Here is a 20,004-nt window from a genome sequence, read left to right as displayed (position 1 = left end):
CGCTACTTAATCGTATTGTGAAAGTCAGCTATCTTGGCTTTCTGCGTCGATATTGGTTTCAGCATTATTTGGAATGGTGACTTGTAATTGAATGATTTTGCGATTATCTGCCGCGGTAATTTTAAAACTATACCCATCTAATTCAATCACTTCGCCTCGCTCAGGCAGGTGCCCAAACGCAAGTGTTACTAAGCCACCCACTGTATCGACTTCTTCATCACTGTACTGAGTATTAAACGCATCGTTAAAATCATCAATATCGGTGAGAGCTCGGACAGCAAAGGTATGTTTACTCAGTTGACGAATATCGGCCGCTTCTTCGTCATCAAATTCATCTTCAATTTCGCCAACAATTTCTTCTAAGATATCCTCGATGGTGACTAAACCTGACACACCACCAAACTCATCCACCACGATGGCCATGTGGTAGCGCTCTTCTCGGAATTCTTTTAAGAGACGATCAACACGTTTACTTTCTGGTACGACAACAGCAGGTCGAACAACTTCACTTAACTCGAACTCTGTGCTATCGGAAACCAAATAGCGTAAGAGGTCTTTAGCAAGCAAAATGCCTTCCACGTGATCTTTATCTTCATTGATCACAGGATAGCGAGAGTGGGTTGCATCAATGATTAACGCGGCTAATGACGCTAGGTCATAATCACGACTGATGGTGATCATTTGTGAGCGCGGGATCATAATATCGCGCACACGCATTTCAGATATTTCCATCACTCCTTCGAGCATATCGCGCGTATCAGGATCAATGAGATCATTTTCTTCTGAATCACGGAATACTTCGACTAACTCTTGTCGATCTTTAGGATCACCTTGGAAGAGGTGAGTTAGGCGCTCAAAGAAGGATTTTCTACTGGGACCTTCAGATTTATCATTGTTGCCTTCATGCTGAGAAGGCGAGGTACTGTCGTTCATGTTTACTCTTTAATCAATATCAATGTATAGGTCTGTCACTGGTTGGCTAATAACAAGCATTGCAGTGTTTGGATTGATATAACGCCACCAAAAGCGGGTAGCACGCTGTTAAAATCGCGGATTAACCGTGCATTACAGTCATCCGCGAATGGGTTATTCTTTTTCTGATAAGTAAGGATCAGCAAAGCCGAGTTTTTGTAAAATCTCGGTTTCAAGGGCTTCCATTTCCTCAGCTTCATCATCTTCAATATGATCATAACCTAGCAGATGAAGCGAGCCGTGTACAACCATATGCGCCCAATGTGCAATTAAGGGTTTATTTTGCTCTTGAGCTTCTCGTTCAACCACTTGTTTACAAATAATAAGATCGCCAAGTAGGTCAATTTCAATCCCTGGTGGCGCTTCAAATGGGAAAGAGAGCACATTAGTTGGCTTATCTTTACCACGATAATCACGGTTTAATTGTTGGCTTTCTTCACTTTCAACAAGACGAATTGTGACTTCTGCTTGTGGTTGAAAAAGTGTAATGGCAGAAGATAACCATTGTTGAAATTGTGCTTCCGTAGGAAGGCTATCGGTGTCTTCGACTGCAATTTGAAGGTCGAGTTCAATTGTCATAATCTGCCAAATACCTTATTCAGAATCTGAGTGCTGGGTGGTTGTATTTACATTGTTTGCATTGGCGGTTGAGAACAAAGCGGCTGCTTGGGCTTCACGTTGTTCACGCTCTTCACGACGACGCTTTTCAATCGCTTTTTTCTCTTTTTGATCTTGTGCTTCCCATTTTTCGTAGGCATTGACGATACGTGCCACGACGGGGTGACGCACGACGTCATCGGCAAGGAAGAAGTTAAAGCTGATGTCTTCAACCTCGGATAACACTTCAATCGCATGACGTAGGCCTGAGCGAGCACCACGAGGTAAGTCGATTTGGGTCACGTCACCGGTGATCACAGCGCGTGAATTAAAGCCAATACGAGTTAAGAACATTTTCATTTGTTCGACCGTGGTGTTTTGGCTTTCATCTAAAATGATGAAGGCATCGTTTAATGTACGACCACGCATATAGGCTAATGGAGCAACTTCAATCACGTTACGTTCAATCAGCTTTTCTACTCGTTCAAAGCCAAGCATTTCAAATAAGGCATCATAAAGTGGACGCAAATAAGGGTCGACTTTTTGACTTAAATCCCCCGGTAAGAACCCGAGTTTTTCACCGGCTTCAACCGCAGGACGAGTTAACAGAATGCGACGAATTTCTTGACGTTCTAATGCGTCGACCGCAGCAGCAACGGCAAGGTAAGTTTTACCTGTACCCGCAGGGCCTATACCAAAGCTGATGTCGTGAGTTACCATATTGACCAAATATTGAGCTTGGTTGGGGGTACGTGGTTTAATGACCCCTTTTTTGGTCTTGATAAAGACTTCTTTACCATACTCCATCGGTTGTTCTTGGTGTTGCTCTAGAATGCCAGACTCTTTGACTGCAAGATGAATATGCTCCGGATCGATATCGGGAATCGTGCCACGCACTGGTGCTGTATCGACGTATAAATCTTTGATGATCTCTAATGCCGCCGCTGTCGTGTGAGGTTTACCTGTAATGGTAAAAAAGTTGCTGCGGTGGTTGATTTCAACGCCTAAACGACGTTCAAGATGTTTAATATTGTCATCAAAAGGACCACATAAACTAGAGAGTCTGTGGTTATCGGAAGGTTCTAAATTAATTTCAAGCGTTACGATTTTATTGCTCACGGTTTCCCCTCGCTACAAACGGTTCATTACCCTTGATTAGGCAGAGTAATGAACCGTTTTTACTTATCTTAATTATATACCCAAGTGACTTCAAGATGCAGAATTCAGAGCTATCATCCAAACCTTTAAGCAAGGAAGATTGGAGAAGGAATGTAGGCACCTTTCAAACCAATCTGACGCGGCATAAAGGTTTGAATGGAGCTCCCGAAGGGCAAGTTAAAACAAGCTTTATGCTGCGTTAAATTGAACTGAGATAGAATAACTATGATCATATTCAATTTGCCTTGCCTAAAGCTTGTTTTATTCTTGCTGAAACTCGCATTTTGAAGTTACTTGGGTATACGATGGTGTTAGGGCGTGAAAGTAACAACCCCTAACTCATCTTCTTTGCGTGTTTTTTTCATCATTTCCGCTGGAGAAACGGCAGAACGTAAGCCCATTTCGGCTTCTGTACGGATTAAAGTACCACGCAAAGAGTTCGGGAATACTTCGGTGATCTGTACATCAACAAATTGACCAATTAGGTCAGCTGAGCCTTCAAAGTTTACCACACGGTTATTCTCAGTACGGCCACGAAGTTCCATCAAGTTTTTCTTGGATGGGCCTTCCACTAGGATGCGTTGCTCTGTATTTAGCATTAAACGAGAGTATCGCATAGCTTGTGCATTGATTTGCTGTTGTAGCTCATACAAACGTTCTTTTTTCTCATCTTCTGGCACATCACATGGGTAATCCGCTGCTGGTGTACCTGGGCGAGGAGAGAAAATAAAGCTAAAGCTCATGTCAAAATCGACATCTTTAATAAGCTTCATTGTGTCTTGGAAATCTTGTTTTGACTCACCTGGGAAGCCAACAATAAAGTCTGAGCTGATTTGAATATCAGGACGGGCTTTACGTAGCTTACGAATGATGGATTTGTACTCAATTGCGGTATGAGGACGCTTCATCATAGTCAAAATACGGTCAGAACCACTTTGTACCGGTAAGTGTAAGAAGCTCACCAATTCTGGAGTATCTTCATAAACAGCAATGATGTCATCACCAAACTCTAGTGGGTGGCTGGTGGTGAAACGAATACGGTCAATCCCATCGATAGAAGCCACTAAGCGTAATAATTCAGCAAAGGTACAAATATCGCCATCGTGCGTAGGGCCACGGTAAGCGTTAACGTTTTGGCCTAGTAGGTTAACTTCACGTACCCCTTGATCGGCTAATTGAGCAATTTCAAATAACACGTCATCCATTGGACGGCTGACTTCTTCGCCACGCGTATAAGGTACGACGCAGTAAGTACAGTATTTAGAACAACCTTCCATAATAGAAACAAAGGCTGTCGCGCCTTCTGCACGAGGTTCAGGTAAACTGTCAAATTTCTCAATTTCAGGGAAAGAGATGTCCATTACTGGGCCAGTATTGGCTTGCGATTGTTTGATCATTTCAGGCAAACGGTGCAGCGTTTGTGGGCCAAAAATCACATCAACAAATGGTGCACGTTCGCGGATATGGTCACCTTCTTGAGTCGCCACACAGCCACCTACACCAATTACGACACCTTCTTTTTTATCTTTAAGTGTTTTCCAACGACCTAGCTGGTGGAACACTTTCTCTTGCGCTTTCTCACGAATCGAACAGGTATTTAACAGTAATACGTCTGCTTCCGCTGGATCTTCGGTGAGTTCATATCCGTTCGCGGCATTAAGTAGGTCGGCCATTTTTGATGAATCGTATTCATTCATCTGACAGCCCCAAGTTTTAATTAGCAGTTTCTTACTCATTTCACATTCGCTCGTATTAAATCAGTGTTGGGTTGAGCTTTTGCTCATCATTATTTGGGTAGATCTGGCATTAAAAGCCAATCAAGATCTAGCAAGCCGCGTATTGTACTGCTTTAAACTCAAGCTGACTAGAGCTTAGATGGCACAAAGCCTTGATTGAATTATAGCCGTAATTTTATTAAGGAATAATGTGCGGATAAAATGGAATAATTTGCGTGAGTTGGCTGACAAAGATCTCGGTTAGAGTAGAATGCCAATACTGTTTGTTGTTGAGGTTTTTTATGGCCAAGTTTGATGTAGTCATCATTGGTGGTGGCATGGTTGGGGCAGCACTTGCTCTTGGGTTAGCGAAACAAAAAAAATCAGTCGCGTTAGTTGAAGGCAAAGCACCTCAAAGTTTTGAACCCTCACAAGCGATGGATTTACGGGTGTCGGCTATTTCTAAAGCTTCAGTGGATTTATTTAAGCAGCTTGGTGCTTGGCAAGCCGTAGCGACCAAACGTGTTACACCTTATCTTGGTTTAGAAACTTGGGAACACCCAGATTGCCGTACTCGTTTTCATGCCAGTGAGTTAAATCTCGATAAGCTTGGTTATATGGTTGAAAATAGAGTGATGCAACTGGGGTTATGGGAACAGTTCTCACAATTTTCTAATTTGTCGGTATTTTGCCCCAATCATTTAGAACATATTGAGTTTGCTGAGCAGACAAATATCGTTCATCTTGATAATGGTAAATCGCTTGAAACTCGTTGGGTGATTGGGGCCGATGGTGCTAATTCACAAGTCCGCCAACAAGCGAAGATTGGGGTGACAGCGTGGGATTATCGTCAACGCTGTATGTTAATTAATGTGGCTTTACCTGATCTTGCTGAAGGTAAAGTACGAGATGTGACATGGCAATGGTTTACGCCACAGGGGCCACGTTCGTTTCTGCCACTTGCTGCAAGTGCGGAAGGGGTACAACAAGGGTCATTAGTGTGGTATGACAGCCCTCAACGTATCAAGCAATTACAAGCGCTGTCTCCGGAATCGTTGAGAGAGGAAGTATTAACTCATTTTCCTAAAGAGCTCGGTGACATTCAAGTTTTGCAAGCGGGCTCTTTCTCGTTAACTCGTCGTCACGCTCAATGTTATGTGTCAAATCGTTGTGTACTGGTTGGTGATTCAGCTCATACGATTAATCCTTTAGCCGGGCAGGGAGTCAATCTTGGATTTAAAGATGTCTCCGTATTACTTGATACGATTGCAGATAAAGGGTTGGACTCAGAGGCGGCATTCATTGCTTATGAAAAGCAACGTCGTAAAGATAATTTATTGATGCAAACCGGTATGGATTTCTTCTATACAACCTTCAGTAACAATATCGCCCCGCTGAAAGTTCTGCGTAATGTGGCATTAAAAGCCGCTGAGCATTCTGGAGAAATTAAAAAGCAAGTATTGAAATATGCGTTAGGTTTATAAGAGCAATAGTACTTATTACCTGATCCTTTAACCTCTAATTAATGTGGTTGATATAACAAGAAATGGCCGCTTATCTCTAACTAAGCGGCCATTTATTATTTTTTCGTTGCTCGTTGCTCGTTAAATAAACTTTATGCAAGTTGGGGAAGGGACTTTATGCCTTATCTTCGTATCTTGCAGTTCACCTGTTTCATTATCGCGGCGAAAGAGCGCAAGGTTGTGGCTTAATTGGTTAGCTACTACCAGCCAGTTTCCACAGTGTGATATCGCAAAATCACGCGCAAAACGTCCTCCACAATCTATCGCGTATTGATACTCACATTCGCCAGTTAAACCATTAAACGCAAAGCACGCGATTAAGTTTTGACGGCGGCCGGTGAGATAGATAAAGCGCTCGTCTGGTGAAAATTTGATGGCTCCTGCCGCTTGACCATTTTCTGTTTGTGGTAATGCAGCTTGATGACCATGTATTTGCCATTTCCCTGCGATTTTTTTGAGTAAAATCAATTGTTCAGAAATCTCACATAACACGACCCCAAACTGTTCATTTTTATCAAAGATGACATGTCTAGGGCCACTTTCGATAGGGAGCGCTACAGAATAGGAGTCTGTGATAGCAACGGTGTGGTGATGATGATCAAAAGGAAACACACGTAAGCAATCACACCCTAAATCGACAGTAACCAGAGTCTGGCTGATAGGGAGTAAGACCGCTTGGTGGGCGTGTGATTCTTGCTCGTCAGACGCTGCAAAGGCCTGGCTATTAATGGTTTGTCTATGTTGATCAATAATCCCATCATCTGTGCATGAAAAAATATCGATATGGCCCGACCCATATTGAGCGGTTGCAATCATATTAGTGCTCAAACTGGCTTCTACATAGCAAGGTGCACTACCAGATAAGGGCGATTGAGTCTGCGGCGTTACTTGCCAGTTATCTAGGCGATATTGGCAAATAGTTGGTGACTGAGTTTCTAATACTTCTGAGATGACGGTTAATTGTTGGTTGGCATAATCAAAATAAGAAGGATGTTTTAAATCGATATTGGAAGGATGAAGCGTGAATTGATGGTGTTGAGTATTTAACTGAGCAAAATAAATACCGGTAGGACTTTCGTCATGAGTGTAACCACTGATAATTAAAGATAAATCTGCCATTCTTTTTTCACCATAAAGACTAAACGCTTCTATCTTGCAAGGTTCTAAAAGAGAAAGGAATCAAAAACTGCGTCAGGAAAAGTGATGTCGATTGCAAACTTGATAAAGATCGGTCATTTAGATTAATTAACACCATGATCAAGCCTTTACCAGCAAGGATTATCCGGTAATTAGGGCAATTGGTATGAGTACGATTGGTATCAGAAAGAGAATGGCAATAAAATGAAGAAACACCAGATACGACAAAGCCCACAATAAAGTGGGCTTTGTTGATGATGGTGCGGACGGAGAGACTTGAACTCTCACACCTTGCGGCGCCAGAACCTAAATCTGGTGCGTCTACCAATTCCGCCACGTCCGCAAATACGTGTCTAGAAAACTCGTTTCTAGTTTCTCGAATGTTACGAACATACTAATTGATGAAATATGTTCTTCGAGATACGAAACTCGATAACCGAGAAACGTAAAAAATTGGCTGGGCTACCTGGATTCGAACCAGGGAATGCCGGCATCAAAAGCCGGTGCCTTACCGCTTGGCGATAGCCCAGTCGACGGAACTCGAATTTTCGTTACTCGTCGCTCGATATGTTTCGAGAAACGAGACTCGATAACCGAGAAACGTTTATTCATGGTGCGGTCGGAGAGACTTGAACTCTCACACCTTGCGGCGCCAGAACCTAAATCTGGTGCGTCTACCAATTCCGCCACGACCGCAAAACCGTGTTCTGAGAAAAAGCTCTCAGTTATCTCGATAAAAAAAGCAAGCTGATTGGTTAAGCTTGCTCTCGAGATACGACACTCTAAAAGAATATCGTTTGCAAATATGGCTGGGCTACCTGGATTCGAACCAGGGAATGCCGGCATCAAAAGCCGGTGCCTTACCGCTTGGCGATAGCCCAGTCGACGAAACTCGATACCGAGAAACGTTTATTTATGGTGCGGACGGAGAGACTTGAACTCTCACACCTTGCGGCGCCAGAACCTAAATCTGGTGCGTCTACCAATTCCGCCACGTCCGCAAATACGTGTCTAGAAAACTCGTTTCTAGTTTCTCGAATGTTACGAACATACTAATTGATGAAATATGTTCTTCGAGATACGAAACTCGATAACCGAGAAACGTAAAAAATTGGCTGGGCTACCTGGATTCGAACCAGGGAATGCCGGCATCAAAAGCCGGTGCCTTACCGCTTGGCGATAGCCCAGTCGACGGAACTCGAATTTTCGTTACTCGTCGCTCGATATGTTTCGAGAAACGAGACTCGATAACCGAGAAACGTTTATTCATGGTGCGGTCGGAGAGACTTGAACTCTCACACCTTGCGGCGCCAGAACCTAAATCTGGTGCGTCTACCAATTCCGCCACGACCGCAAAACCGTGCTAGGAAGTTAATTCCTAGTAACTCGATATTAAATAGCTGATTGGTGAAGCTATTTCGAGTGACAAATCTCTTAAAAAGACATTTGTATAAAATATGGTGGCTACGACGGGATTCGAACCTGTGACCCCATCATTATGAGTGATGTGCTCTAACCAACTGAGCTACGTAGCCAATAGTTACTGAGTAACTTTATTTTGAGCCAAGTAATATAATATAAACTGACTCTTTGTTCCACCTTAGATGAAACTTTTTCTTTGAGCTTTTGCTCTGCCTAGAAACTAGCGACTAGTTATCTAGGAACTTAAATAGTGGCTGGGCTACCTGGATTCGAACCAGGGAATGCCGGCATCAAAAGCCGGTGCCTTACCGCTTGGCGATAGCCCAGTCGACGGAACTCGAATTTTCGTTACTCGTCACTCGATATGTTTCGAGAAACGAGACTCGATAACCGAGAAACGTTTATTCATGGTGCGGTCGGAGAGACTTGAACTCTCACACCTTGCGGCGCCAGAACCTAAATCTGGTGCGTCTACCAATTCCGCCACGACCGCAAAACCGTGCTAGGAATATATCCTAGTAACTCGTTAATGAAACAACTGATTGGTGACGTTGTTTCCGAGTAACGAATCTCTTTAAAAGACATTCGTATAAAATATGGTGGCTACGACGGGATTCGAACCTGTGACCCCATCATTATGAGTGATGTGCTCTAACCAACTGAGCTACGTAGCCAAAACTTGTTTCCTCTGCAACACTCGCTGTGCCTTGAGGACGGAGCGCATTATGCGTATCTGAGCCTCGAGCGTCAACAGTTTTTTTTAATAAATTAAGATTCTTGAATCGTTCGACTTTTTTTTAGACAAAAAGCCTTGTTTGTGAGCAATATCGCAGGGTAAATAGCAATTTTATCCTGAAATCGATAGAGACTTTATTGTCGAGCAGATAACAAAAAAGTCAGCGAAGGTGCTGACTTTTTAAAATTGCTTAAAAAATTATGCTTATATATTAAACATTAAAGCGGAAGTGGACCACATCGCCATCTTTTACGATGTACTCTTTTCCTTCTAAACGCCATTTACCAGCTTCTTTTGCGCCACTTTCACCTTTGTACTGGATGAAATCATCGTAACCAACGACTTCTGCACGAATAAAGCCTTTTTCAAAATCGGTGTGGATTTTACCTGCTGCTTGTGGCGCGGTTGCACCAATCGGAATAGTCCAAGCTCGAACTTCTTTGACGCCAGCGGTGAAGTAGGTTTGTAAATTCAATAATTCGTAGCCAGAACGAATCACACGGTTTAAACCAGGTTCTTCAATACCAAGATCTGCTAGGAATTCATCACGGTCTTCTTCATCAAGTTCAGACATTTCAGATTCAATTGCAGCACACACTGGTACAACAACAGCATTTTCGTTCTCAGCATACTCACGGACTTTGTCTAGGTATGGGTTATTTTCAAAACCATCTTCATTAACGTTAGCAATGTACATAGTTGGTTTTAAAGTCAGGAAGTTTAAGTAACCAACCGCTGCTAGTTCTTCTTTTGATAATTCAACAGAGCGAGCCATGCCGCCTTCTGTGAATACAGGAAGTAACTTTTCAAGTACGGTGATTTCAAATTTCGCGTCTTTATCGCCACCTTTGGCTTTTTTCGCTTGACGTTGGATCGCACGTTCACAGCTATCTAAGTCTGCTAAAGCCAGTTCAAGGTTGATGATTTCGATATCTTCGATAGGTGAAATACGACCTGCAACGTGCACGATGTTTTCATTTTCAAAACAACGAACCACATGGCCAATGGCATCAGTTTCACGGATATTGGCTAGGAATTTGTTTCCTAATCCTTCACCACGAGATGCACCTGCTACTAAACCTGCGATATCAACAAATTCCATCGTTGTTGGTAGCGTACGTTGTGGGTTTACAATTTCTGCCAAAGCATCAAGACGTAAATCAGGTACTGGAACAACACCTGTATTTGGTTCGATAGTACAGAAAGGGAAGTTTGCCGCTTCAATACCCGCTTTTGTTAGCGCATTAAACAGAGTGGATTTACCTACGTTTGGTAAACCGACGATTCCACATTTGAAACCCATGATATTAACCTTCTTTCATTCGGCGGTTGTGCCGACTTATGTTGTAATTTGAAAACCTTGAAAGGGAGATTATTCCGCTTTAAAGGTGTGCAATCTATTTTGTGCTTTTGCTAAACCATCTTTGAGTAGAATATCTAGGCTTCTAACGGACTCATCAACAACAGCATCTAATAATTCTTGTTCTTTGGTTGGCGCTTTGCCTAAAACATAACCTGCAACGCGATCTTTATGACCAGGGTGGCCAATACCAATGCGTAACCGGTAAAAATCTTTATTGTTGCCTTGCTTGGCGATGATGTCTTTCAATCCATTGTGACCACCATGGCCACCGCCTTTTTTAAACTTAGCGACACCAGGAGGAAGATCCAATTCATCATGTGCGACCATGATTTCTTCTGGGGTGATCTGGTAAAATTTCGCAAGTGCGGAAACAGATTTACCGGATAAGTTCATAAAGGTTGTTGGGATCAATAATCGTAAATCTTGACCATTAATTAAGAGGCGACCTGTGTAACCGAAGAATTTACTTTCATCTTTTAAGGTTACATTATGGACACGAGCTAACTCTTCTACCACCCATGCTCCTGCATTATGGCGAGTCTTTGCATATTCTGGCCCAGGATTGGCGAGGCCAACAAGTAATTTTATTGGTTGAGTCAAAGCGAGAAGTCTCTTTTCAAATTTAAAAAGCGCGGCATGATAGCATATTTTTTGCCTTGGTGGGCAAAGCAATAAAAAACCACTTTACCCTAAGGCAAAGTGGTTTCATTTTTTCGAGTTTCGAGTTTCGAGTTTCGAGTTTCGAGTTTCGAGTTTCGAGTTTCGAGTTTCGAGTTTCGAGTTTCTGCGATTAGTTAAACATGGCAGAGATAGATTCTTCGTTGCTAATACGACGAATCGCTTCAGCTAGCATGCTTGAAAGTGTCAATTGAGTCACTTTACCTGTTGCTTTCATCTCTTCAGTTAACTTGATTGAGTCAGTGATGATCACTTGGTCAATCACAGAGTTTTTGATATTTTCAGCGGCTTTACCAGAGAATACGGCGTGAGTTGCATAAGCAAATACACGTTTCGCACCACGTTCTTTTAACGCTTCAGCGGCTTTACATAAAGTACCACCAGTATCGATCATGTCATCAACGATCACGCAATCGCGACCTTTAACATCACCGATGAGGTTCATTACTTCAGAAACGTTAGCGCGAGGGCGACGTTTATCAACGATAGCAATATCAGTGTCATCTAACATTTTTGCTGTTGCACGAGCACGTACCACACCGCCTAAGTCAGGAGAAACAACCACTGGATCTTCTAAGTTACGAGACTTCATATCTTCCATTAGTACTGGCGTACCGAAGATATTGTCTACAGGAACATCGAAGAAGCCTTGGATTTGTTCTGCGTGTAGGTCGATGGTAAGAACACGGTCAACACCAACGTTAGAAAGGAAATCTGCAACAACTTTTGCAGTGATTGGAACACGAGCTGAACGGACACGACGGTCTTGGCGTGCATAACCAAAATAAGGAATGACAGCTGTAATACGACCAGCAGAAGCACGGCGCATTGCATCGATCATTACGACCAATTCCATTAAGTTGTCGTTGGTTGGGGCACAGGTAGATTGAATGATAAATACATCACTACCGCGAACATTTTCGTTGATTTGTACTGCAACTTCACCATCAGAAAAACGGTTAACAGTTGCATCACCAAGGGAAATGTAAAGACGATCGGCAATACGTTGGGCTAGTTCAGGTGTGGCGTTACCAGCAAATAGCTTCATATCAGGCACGGTGGAAACCTCGGGTTGCGTCCAGTTTTAGATTGAATTGTTGTCGGCTTGTTTATAGTCAGCCAAAGTCTTATGAAGTGGTGAGATATTCACCCCTTTGGCAATAAAGCCGAAGACACTATTTAATTTTGTATGGTCGTTGAATTTTTCGAGAACAATTTCTGCTGCTTGTTGAGTGTCAAACTCGGCAAATAGGCATGAACCCGTTCCAGTCAATCTCGACGGCGCATATTGTAGCAGCCATGAAAGTTGCTTAGCAACCTCCGGATACAGCAAAGTGACGATTTTTTGGCAATCGTTTCCGTACGGCAACTGTAAAAGTGTGTGTAGATCTCGTTTTTCAGTATTTCTTGTTAAATTTTGGTGAGAAAAAATATCAACAGTCGCAATGTTTGTTTCAGGTTTGATCACTAGATACCACTTCTCTTCTGGAGTGGCCGGGGTGAGTTTTTCGCCAACCCCTTCGGCAAAAGCCGCTTGACCTCGTACAAAAACCGGGACATCTGCGCCCAGTTTTAATCCTAATTCAGCCAAGGTATCCATCGGTAAATTGAGATTCCAGATAGCATTTAAAGCGATTAATGTGGTTGCCGCGTTAGAGGAGCCACCTCCTAATCCTCCACCCATAGGCAATACTTTGGTGAGATGAATGTGAGCGCCGAGTTGAGCTGCTTCTGGATAACCTTGATTAAACGCTTCTTGTTTTAGTGCTTGTGCGGCTTTCCAAATGAGATTGTCTTCTAATGCAACCCCGGAAATAGCCGGTTCAATATGGATATTACCGGAATTATTTGCTGCAAATGTGAGCGTGTCGCCAAAATCAATAAATTGAAATAATGTTTGTAATTCATGATAGCCATTCGCTAATTGACCAGTGATGTACAAAAAGAGGTTGAGCTTGGCAGGGGAAGGCCAAGCCATGAGCGTATTATTTGGTTCCGCTAATGGTGTTGATGGGGTGTTTGTTAACATAGCGCGTTCTTGTTGGGACATTAGATTATCCATTTACTGATCAGGATTTTAATGGTCGTTTCATTTTGTTGTAAAAGCATTTGCTTGGGTAAGGTTATCGAGGATTGACCTTTTTCAAAACTGGGCGATTCAACACTTTGGTAGCTTTGATAATTGAGTGACCAATTTTTATTGTCCATGGTTTTTTCTAGGTGTTCCACGGTATTGGACTGATTGAAAGTGATTGTATCAGCATTGGTCGGTAAGCCTTTTAACCAATCTGGTAACTGGCTCACAGGAATGGCAAGACCGGTGAGGTTTTTTATTAATTGGTCGGCCTGCTTGGCAGTTTGAATCTGTCCATCTGAAGTGGTAATCATGGCACCACTTGGCATCATTTGAACGGTCAGTACCGTTTGGCCAAAAAGCGATAACAGCTTGAGTTCGTTATAACTCGCTGCCTGCTTAAAAATAAAGCTGAGTGACTGGCGATGCTCAGGATCGGTATAGCCTATTTTACCGGTTGCTTTAAAGGTATTGAGTTGCTCTAGCTTGTGTTTTTGGATTTGCCAGTCAACAGAGTAGTTTTCTTGGCTAGGAGGTACACTGCTACAACCTGTTATCAATAGCATTAAGGCGGCTAAGCTGGTGGCAAACCAATGACGATATGCTTGGCTGATAAACGAGCTTTTATTGAAACCTAATGTAAGAGCTAGCTGAGAGTCGGAAAGGGAAAAAAATGAAGACAAAGCAACTTCCTTAGACGGTCTATAAACTGGCGCTGACTATATCATATTAATCAGATGAGAGCGCAGCCGTGCGACGATTTTACACAATTATTGCCTCGTTATTTTGTCACTTATTTTGGATGAATATTAGAGAAATGTGTTAATAAACATCGAAGACGCTTTCATTCATTAGTCCCATCAAGTAAAATTGCAGCCCTTTTATAACTAATTTCAGAGTATTCCCACTAGATGTCCTTGCTTGCTATTGGTATCAATCACAATACAGCGTCGGTTGAGTTGCGAGAAAAAATTGCATTTTCGCCTGAAAAACTGTCTGAAGCCTTAGCTCAGATAGCGCAGAGTGACGTCATTAAAAGTGGGGTCATTGTCTCAACATGTAATCGTACTGAAATTTATTGTGATCTTAAAAAAGGCACTCAAAAAGGCTATATCATTGATTGGTTGATGAATTTTCACCAATTAAGCTCAGATGAACTCATGTCTAGTATCTATTCTTATGAAGAGCAAGCGGCGGTGCGCCATTTAATGCGTGTGGCTTGTGGTCTGGATTCATTAGTATTGGGTGAGCCTCAAATTTTAGGTCAAGTGAAGCAAGCTTACGCAGAATCTACCGATTTGAAGGCCGTCAATGGCATGACCGAAAAGTTATTTCATAAAGCCTTTTCTGTTGCCAAACGAGTTCGTACCGAAACCGCAATCGGTGGGAGTGCCGTCTCTGTAGCGTATGCCGCGTGCATTTTAGCCAAACAAATTTTCGAATCGATGAAAGAGGTCACGGTACTCTTAGTTGGTGCCGGTGAAACCATTGAATTGGTAGCGAAACATATTTCATCGACGCAGTGTAAAAAGATCATTGTGGCCAACCGAACGGTTGAAAGAGCAAGAACCTTAGCGGAGCAGTTTGGTGGCGAGACGATTACCTTATCTGAAATCCCTGAACATCTTGCGAGCGCTGATATTGTGATCAGTTCAACCGCCAGCCCTTTACCGATCATTGGCAAAGGGATGGTGGAAACGGCCTTGAAAAAACGCCGACATCAACCGATGTTGCTGGTGGACATTGCGGTTCCTCGTGATATTGAATCGCAGGTCGGTGATCTTGATGATGCCTATCTCTATAGTGTGGATGATCTACAAGGTATCGTGAATAAAAACATGGAGCAGCGCAAAGTTGAAGCTATTCAAGCAGAAGCGATTGTTTCAGAAGAAAGTGCTGCGTTCATGACGTGGTTGCGCTCATTACAAGCGGTAGACAGTATTCGTGATTACCGTGAACAAGCCAATGACATCAAAAATGATTTGCTTGAAAAAAGCTTAAATGCTCTAGCTTCGGGGGGCGATCCTGAAAAAGTCTTACGAGAGTTGAGTAATAAATTGACTAACCGTTTAATTCATACCCCAACACGAGCTATGCAAGTAGTCGCAGAACAAGGGCAACCTGAAAAACTCGCAATTATTCGTCAAAGTTTGGGCTTAGAAGAATTGTAGCTATATTCATTATTAGCGCTACCCAAACCACACGCACTCCTAAAAATTGAATTATTAATCTAAATAAGAACTTAATTATGAATTCGTCAATTTTGACAAAATTAGAAACATTAGTTGAACGTTATGAAGAGGTTCAATATTTGCTTGGTGACCCTGGTGTTATCGGCGATCAAGATAAATTCCGTAATTTATCCAAAGAATATTCTCAGCTAGAAGAAGTGACGCAATGCTTCCAAGCCTATCAACAAGCGCAAGAAGACTTAGTGGCTGCCGAAGAAATGGCGCAAGAAGACGATGCTGAGATGCGCGAAATGGCTCAAGACGAAATCAAAGAAGCGAAAGCTACGATTGAACGTTTGGCAGATGAATTACAAATTTTGTTATTACCGAAAGATCCTAACGATGACCGCAACTGTTTCTTAGAAATTCGTGCCGGTGCAGGTGGCGATGAAGCGGGTATTTTTGCGGGCGATTTATTCCGTATGTACAGCCGTTTTGCTGAGAAAAAAGGCTGGCGTATCGAAGTGATCAGCTGTAATGAAGCCGAGCATGGTGGTTACAAAGAAATGATTGCCAAAGTAAACGGTGATGGTGCTTATGGGGTTCTTAAATTTGAATCTGGTGGTCACCGTGTGCAGCGTGTACCAGCAACCGAATCACAAGGCCGTGTGCATACTTCGGCTTGTACTGTGGCTGTGATGGCTGAGATCCCTGAAGCTGAAATTCCAGAAATTAAAGCCTCGGATCTAAAAATTGATACCTTCCGCTCATCAGGTGCCGGTGGTCAGCACGTTAACACCACCGATTCTGCTATTCGTATTACCCACTTACCAACAGGAACTGTGGTTGAGTGTCAGGACGAGCGTTCACAGCATAAAAACAAAGCCAAAGCGATGGCCGTTTTAGCCGCTCGTATTATTCAAGCGGAAGAAGCAAAACGCGCAGCAGAAGAGTCAGATACACGTCGCAACTTGCTGGGTTCTGGTGATCGCAGTGACCGTATTCGTACTTATAACTACCCACAAGGTCGCGTATCGGATCATCGTATTAACTTAACGGTTTATCGTTTAAATGAAGTGATGGAAGGCGATCTACAAAGCCTTGTTGATCCGGTTATTCAAGAACACCAAGCGGATCAACTTGCTGCGCTTTCAGAACAAAATTAATTGTCCGAATGATCAGTATTGAAGCGAATTTAAAATCTGCTATTGCCGCTTTAATGAAAAGCGGCAGTGAAAGCGCGGCACTGGATGCTTCGGTATTGCTTTGCTACGTGCTTGATAAACCTCGCAGTTACTTGTTGACTTGGCCAGAAAAAGAATTAACGCTCGAGCAGCAAGAGCAGTTTGATGTCATTTTGAGTCGCCGTCTGAATGGAGAGCCTGTTGCCTATATCGTAGGTGAACGAGAGTTTTGGTCCTTGCCGTTAGAAGTGTCGACCTCGACTTTAATTCCGCGAGCTGACACTGAAAGGCTAGTTGAATTAGCGTTAGACAAAGCGGAGCAACAGGAAGGGGATATTCTCGATTTAGGGACTGGGACCGGGGCGATTGCGCTTGCCTTAGCCTCCGAATTACCGACACGGCAAATTATTGGTATCGATTTACAGCCGGAAGCGCAACAACTGGCCACACGCAATGGTCAAAAGTTAAATCTGACGAATGCACAGTTTTTACAAGGCAGCTGGTTTGAACCGTTAGACCCGCAAGCGGAGTTTGCTTGCATTGTGAGTAACCCGCCATATATCGATAAGCTCGATCCCCATCTTTCTCAAGGTGACGTACGCTTTGAACCACTCAGCGCTTTAGTGGCTGAACAAAAAGGACTCGCCGATTTAGCCTATATTGCACAGCATGCTATTCACTTTCTTAAGAAAGGAGGGTGGTTATTGATGGAACATGGCTTTGAACAAGGTTCAGAGGTGCGTGATATCTTAACGCAATTAGGCTATCAAGATGTGACGACTGAACAAGATTATGGGCATAATGACCGAGTAACTTTAGGTTGTTGGAACGCTTAAATTAAAAAATAACCATATAGCTGCAACAGGTAATTAGCTTAAAAGGAAGAGTAAGTGATGTTATATAGTTCAATCAAACACATTCACCTATTGGCGATAGCGTTTAGTGTCTTACTGCTAACCCTTCGTTATATTTTAATGATGATGGATTCATCGCTGCTACACAAAAAATGGTTAAAAGTGACACCACATGTCGTAGATACCCTTTTATTGGTCTCTGGTGTGGCATTGATTTTTATTACCGGCTTTATTCCATTTACCGCCGCAGGTGCTTGGCTTACAGAAAAAATAAGCTGTGTCTTGGTGTATATTGCACTAGGTTTTGTAGCTTTGAAACTAGGTCGCAATAAAATTATTCGTAGTGTGGCATTCTTTGGCTCTTTAGGGTGGTTGTATTGGGCTGCGCACCTTGCAATGACAAAAGTTCCCACTCTGTAATCGCCAACCTAATGAGAGTACTTTAGCTTCAATGACTGATTTAGAATTATTTGAACAAGATTTAGATGAATGCAGCTTGCTTGAAGGTGCATTAGCCTTAAATGCAATGATTTTTCCTGAAACGGATAAGCACTGGGTTTCATGCACACTGGATTCTTTGTTTGAAGAGCTTGAACAAGCTTTAGTTCATGAAAGTGATGAAAAACAAAAGTTCGAATCATTCATACGTCACTTCTTTCATGAATGGAAATTTCATGGTGATAGTGATGAGTTCTTCAACTCGGAAAATACCCGCGTCGACTTAGTGCTAAAACGTCGTAAGGGGATCCCTGTCAGCTTAGGTGCATTACTTTTGTATTTTGGCCAACGCTTAGGCTTTCCTATTGAAGGTGTGAATTTTCCGAGCCAGTTTTTGATTAAATTAAGCTGGCCACATGAAGCGCCTTTGTATATCAATCCTTTTGATGGCGAATACGTTTCAAAGTCAATCTTACGAGCTTGGTTGATTGGTTATGAAGGGGCGCTGGCGAAATTAAAACCTCAGCACTTAACCGGTTGCGATAATCCTAGTGTGCTTGGCCGTTGGCTTGCGGTGATTAAAGGGGCATTACTACGCGAAGATAACTTTATTCAAGCCTTAAAATGTACCGATATCGCCTTGAGTTTTGTACCAGATGATCCGTATGAAATTCGAGACCGTGGGTTTATCTATCAACAATTAGATTGCCAACAATTGGCAGCTGATGATTTCCAATTCTTTATCGATAATTGTCCAGATGATCCATCATCTGAAGTCCTTAAAATACAGGTGAACGCATTAAGCGGACATCAGGTGACCATTCACTAAATTTATTAACTTCAAACGTCTTTGTTTGAATGATGGAGCAAGTATGCAACAGAAAACCGTTCAGATTGGCAACATCCCAGTTGCAAACGATAAGCCATTTACCCTATTTGCGGGTATGAATGTACTGGAATCTCGTGATCTTGCGATGCAAATTTGTGAGCATTACGTGAAAGTGACTGAGAAATTAGGCATTCCATACGTATTCAAAGCCTCTTTTGATAAAGCCAATCGCTCTTCGGTGCATTCTTACCGTGGCCCAGGCTTGGAAGAAGGCATGAAAATTTTCCAAGAATTAAAAGATACGTTTGGTGTAAAAATCATTACTGACGTACACACCGAAGCGCAAGCACAACCAGTTGCTGATGTGGTTGATGTTATTCAACTTCCAGCTTTCCTTGCTCGTCAAACGGATCTTGTTGAAGCAATGGCAAAAACCGGTGCTGTCATTAACGTGAAGAAACCACAATTTATGAGCCCAAACCAAGTGGGTAATATCGTGGATAAATTTGCAGAATGTGGTAATGATAAAATCATTTTATGTGAACGTGGTTCATGTATGGGTTACGATAATTTAGTGGTTGATATGCTAGGTTTTGGCGTGATGAAAAAAGCCTCTAACGGTAGCCCAATCATTTTTGACGTCACACATTCATTGCAAATGCGTGATCCATCAGGTGCAGCTTCAGGTGGTCGCCGTGAGCAAACCGTTGAACTGGCTAAAGCGGGTCTGGCAACCGGGATTGCAGGTTTATTTATCGAAGCTCATCCAAATCCAGACCAAGCGAAATGTGATGGTCCATCAGCGTTACCACTTGATAAACTTGAGCCTTTCTTAAAACAAATGAAAGCGCTTGATGATTTAATCAAAGGGTTTGACCATATCGATATTCGTTAATATTTCAATCATTAACGTTTTAAAACCAGTTCACGATGAGCTGGTTTTTTTATATTCATTATCTGGTCACCCTTGCGTGTTAAAAGGCTAAGAACAAGATGAAAATTTTAACGTAGTTATCCGCAACTGAGGTTAGTTATCAAGCCTTTTTTCTGCGCAACTTCTGAGCATCTAATCAGAGTGAGTGGTGTAACTAAATGTGATCTATATTGCATTTTTCTGTGCTATCGATTCACTAGAGTGATCAATGAATTAGAC

At 42.5% G+C, this 20,004-nt stretch carries 17 protein-coding genes and 11 tRNA genes; 7 read left to right on the top strand and 21 right to left on the bottom strand.

Translation table 11 applies throughout. The features are described from left to right. Positions 1-24 precede the first annotated feature (24 nt). The 4 genes from corC to miaB all read right to left on the bottom strand — a co-directional run bounded on the left by corC (position 25) and on the right by miaB (position 4,463). On the bottom strand, positions 25-933 hold the full coding sequence (gene corC, locus VCA1004_RS07920; protein WP_086983330.1) for a CNNM family magnesium/cobalt transport protein CorC: 909 nt from the start codon (positions 931-933) through the stop codon (positions 25-27). 153 nt (positions 934-1,086) lie between these two features. Next, positions 1,087-1,551, bottom strand: coding sequence for an rRNA maturation RNase YbeY (gene ybeY, locus VCA1004_RS07915; RefSeq protein ID WP_086983331.1), 465 nt, complete (start codon positions 1,549-1,551; stop codon positions 1,087-1,089). A gap of 15 nt (positions 1,552-1,566) precedes the next feature. After that, a complete protein-coding gene (locus VCA1004_RS07910) occupies positions 1,567-2,688 on the bottom strand; it encodes a PhoH family protein (protein ID WP_086983334.1) in 1,122 nt (373 codons plus the stop codon). Positions 2,689-3,038: 350 nt separating this feature from the next. Beyond that, positions 3,039-4,463 (bottom strand): tRNA (N6-isopentenyl adenosine(37)-C2)-methylthiotransferase MiaB, encoded by a 1,425-nt coding sequence (gene miaB / locus VCA1004_RS07905; RefSeq protein WP_086983336.1) that lies wholly within the window; start codon positions 4,461-4,463, stop codon positions 3,039-3,041. 281 nt (positions 4,464-4,744) lie between these two features. Here miaB and VCA1004_RS07900 point away from each other — a divergent pair, with 281 nt between their 5' ends. Next, positions 4,745-5,926, top strand: a complete 1,182-nt coding sequence (locus VCA1004_RS07900) for a 2-octaprenyl-3-methyl-6-methoxy-1,4-benzoquinol hydroxylase (protein WP_086983339.1) — start codon at positions 4,745-4,747, stop codon at positions 5,924-5,926. A gap of 120 nt (positions 5,927-6,046) precedes the next feature. Here the strand turns inward: VCA1004_RS07900 and VCA1004_RS07895 are convergent, their stop codons facing one another. The 17 genes from VCA1004_RS07895 to lolB form a co-directional block, all read right to left on the bottom strand. Next, positions 6,047-7,084 carry a lactonase family protein gene (locus VCA1004_RS07895; RefSeq protein ID WP_086983342.1) on the bottom strand — a complete coding sequence of 346 codons (1,038 nt, stop codon included), beginning with the start codon at positions 7,082-7,084 and terminating at the stop codon, positions 6,047-6,049. Positions 7,085-7,360: 276 nt separating this feature from the next. Continuing rightward, positions 7,361-7,445: transfer RNA gene (locus tag VCA1004_RS07890), tRNA-Leu, on the bottom strand. Positions 7,446-7,556: 111 nt separating this feature from the next. Beyond that, positions 7,557-7,631, bottom strand: a tRNA-Gln gene (locus VCA1004_RS07885). 82 nt (positions 7,632-7,713) lie between these two features. Further along, positions 7,714-7,798, bottom strand: a tRNA-Leu gene (locus VCA1004_RS07880). A 110-nt stretch (positions 7,799-7,908) separates the two neighbouring features. Then, positions 7,909-7,983 (bottom strand) — tRNA-Gln (locus tag VCA1004_RS07875). A 35-nt stretch (positions 7,984-8,018) separates the two neighbouring features. Next, positions 8,019-8,103: transfer RNA gene (locus tag VCA1004_RS07870), tRNA-Leu, on the bottom strand. Between the two features lie 111 nt (positions 8,104-8,214). Continuing rightward, positions 8,215-8,289, bottom strand: a tRNA-Gln gene (locus VCA1004_RS07865). An 82-nt stretch (positions 8,290-8,371) separates the two neighbouring features. Next, a tRNA-Leu gene (locus tag VCA1004_RS07860) sits at positions 8,372-8,456 on the bottom strand. A 104-nt stretch (positions 8,457-8,560) separates the two neighbouring features. Beyond that, positions 8,561-8,637, bottom strand: a tRNA-Met gene (locus tag VCA1004_RS07855). Between the two features lie 138 nt (positions 8,638-8,775). Beyond that, positions 8,776-8,850 (bottom strand) — tRNA-Gln (locus VCA1004_RS07850). A gap of 82 nt (positions 8,851-8,932) precedes the next feature. Further along, positions 8,933-9,017 (bottom strand) — tRNA-Leu (locus VCA1004_RS07845). A 104-nt stretch (positions 9,018-9,121) separates the two neighbouring features. Beyond that, positions 9,122-9,198: transfer RNA gene (locus VCA1004_RS07840), tRNA-Met, on the bottom strand. Between the two features lie 273 nt (positions 9,199-9,471). Next, on the bottom strand, positions 9,472-10,563 hold the full coding sequence (ychF, locus tag VCA1004_RS07835) for a redox-regulated ATPase YchF (protein WP_086983344.1): 1,092 nt from the start codon (positions 10,561-10,563) through the stop codon (positions 9,472-9,474). A gap of 69 nt (positions 10,564-10,632) precedes the next feature. Beyond that, entirely contained in the window at positions 10,633-11,223 is a 591-nt protein-coding gene (pth, locus tag VCA1004_RS07830; protein WP_086983347.1) for an aminoacyl-tRNA hydrolase, read from the bottom strand. Positions 11,224-11,413: 190 nt separating this feature from the next. Continuing rightward, positions 11,414-12,358 (bottom strand): ribose-phosphate pyrophosphokinase, encoded by a 945-nt coding sequence (locus VCA1004_RS07825; protein ID WP_086983350.1) that lies wholly within the window; start codon positions 12,356-12,358, stop codon positions 11,414-11,416. A 27-nt stretch (positions 12,359-12,385) separates the two neighbouring features. Beyond that, positions 12,386-13,279: a 4-(cytidine 5'-diphospho)-2-C-methyl-D-erythritol kinase gene (gene ispE, locus VCA1004_RS07820; protein WP_086984644.1), complete on the bottom strand. Its 894-nt coding sequence runs from the start codon at positions 13,277-13,279 to the stop codon at positions 12,386-12,388. Positions 13,280-13,350: 71 nt separating this feature from the next. Then, positions 13,351-14,058: a lipoprotein insertase outer membrane protein LolB gene (gene lolB / locus VCA1004_RS07815; RefSeq protein ID WP_086983353.1), complete on the bottom strand. Its 708-nt coding sequence runs from the start codon at positions 14,056-14,058 to the stop codon at positions 13,351-13,353. A 228-nt stretch (positions 14,059-14,286) separates the two neighbouring features. Between lolB and hemA the strand changes: the two genes are divergently transcribed. The 6 genes from hemA (at position 14,287) to kdsA (ending at position 19,746) form a co-directional block, all read left to right on the top strand. Beyond that, a complete protein-coding gene (gene hemA, locus VCA1004_RS07810; protein WP_086983356.1) occupies positions 14,287-15,546 on the top strand; it encodes a glutamyl-tRNA reductase in 1,260 nt (419 codons plus the stop codon). Between the two features lie 77 nt (positions 15,547-15,623). After that, positions 15,624-16,712, top strand: a complete 1,089-nt coding sequence (gene prfA / locus VCA1004_RS07805) for a peptide chain release factor 1 (protein WP_086983358.1) — start codon at positions 15,624-15,626, stop codon at positions 16,710-16,712. Between the two features lie 8 nt (positions 16,713-16,720). Then, positions 16,721-17,566, top strand: a complete 846-nt coding sequence (gene prmC / locus VCA1004_RS07800) for a peptide chain release factor N(5)-glutamine methyltransferase (protein ID WP_086983361.1) — start codon at positions 16,721-16,723, stop codon at positions 17,564-17,566. 57 nt (positions 17,567-17,623) lie between these two features. Next, the gene (locus VCA1004_RS07795; protein WP_086983363.1) at positions 17,624-18,004 is read left to right on the top strand and encodes a SirB2 family protein; all 381 of its coding nucleotides are present in this window, start codon (positions 17,624-17,626) and stop codon (positions 18,002-18,004) included. A gap of 31 nt (positions 18,005-18,035) precedes the next feature. After that, complete coding sequence (locus VCA1004_RS07790) at positions 18,036-18,851, top strand: SirB1 family protein (protein ID WP_086983366.1); 816 nt, start codon at positions 18,036-18,038, stop codon at positions 18,849-18,851. A gap of 43 nt (positions 18,852-18,894) precedes the next feature. Next, entirely contained in the window at positions 18,895-19,746 is an 852-nt protein-coding gene (gene kdsA / locus VCA1004_RS07785) for a 3-deoxy-8-phosphooctulonate synthase (protein WP_086983369.1), read from the top strand. Positions 19,747-20,004: the final 258 nt, after the last annotated feature.

The organism is Vibrio aphrogenes (genome assembly GCF_002157735.2).
GTDB classification, from domain to species: Bacteria; Pseudomonadota; Gammaproteobacteria; order Enterobacterales; family Vibrionaceae; genus Vibrio; species Vibrio aphrogenes.
Note: the sequence above shows the minus strand (reverse complement) of the source record. Positions and strands in the feature narration are given on the sequence as shown.

Bases quoted from the DNA above. Each gene is read 5' to 3' on its own strand.
- kdsA (WP_086983369.1), top strand. From the start codon at position 18,895: ATGCAACAGAAAACCGTTCAGATTGGCAACATCCCAGTTGCAAACGAT.
- VCA1004_RS07790 (WP_086983366.1), top strand. From the start codon at position 18,036: ATGACTGATTTAGAATTATTTGAACAAGATTTAGATGAATGCAGCTTG.
- prmC (WP_086983361.1), top strand. From the start codon at position 16,721: ATGATCAGTATTGAAGCGAATTTAAAATCTGCTATTGCCGCTTTAATG.
- VCA1004_RS07795 (WP_086983363.1), top strand. From the start codon at position 17,624: ATGTTATATAGTTCAATCAAACACATTCACCTATTGGCGATAGCGTTT.
- VCA1004_RS07900 (WP_086983339.1), top strand. From the start codon at position 4,745: ATGGCCAAGTTTGATGTAGTCATCATTGGTGGTGGCATGGTTGGGGCA.
- prfA (WP_086983358.1), top strand. From the start codon at position 15,624: ATGAATTCGTCAATTTTGACAAAATTAGAAACATTAGTTGAACGTTAT.
- corC (WP_086983330.1), bottom strand. From the start codon at position 933: ATGAACGACAGTACCTCGCCTTCTCAGCATGAAGGCAACAATGATAAA.
- ychF (WP_086983344.1), bottom strand. From the start codon at position 10,563: ATGGGTTTCAAATGTGGAATCGTCGGTTTACCAAACGTAGGTAAATCC.
- ispE (WP_086984644.1), bottom strand. From the start codon at position 13,279: ATGGCTTGGCCTTCCCCTGCCAAGCTCAACCTCTTTTTGTACATCACT.
- VCA1004_RS07895 (WP_086983342.1), bottom strand. From the start codon at position 7,084: ATGGCAGATTTATCTTTAATTATCAGTGGTTACACTCATGACGAAAGT.
- miaB (WP_086983336.1), bottom strand. From the start codon at position 4,463: ATGAGTAAGAAACTGCTAATTAAAACTTGGGGCTGTCAGATGAATGAA.
- ybeY (WP_086983331.1), bottom strand. From the start codon at position 1,551: ATGACAATTGAACTCGACCTTCAAATTGCAGTCGAAGACACCGATAGC.
- hemA (WP_086983356.1), top strand. From the start codon at position 14,287: ATGTCCTTGCTTGCTATTGGTATCAATCACAATACAGCGTCGGTTGAG.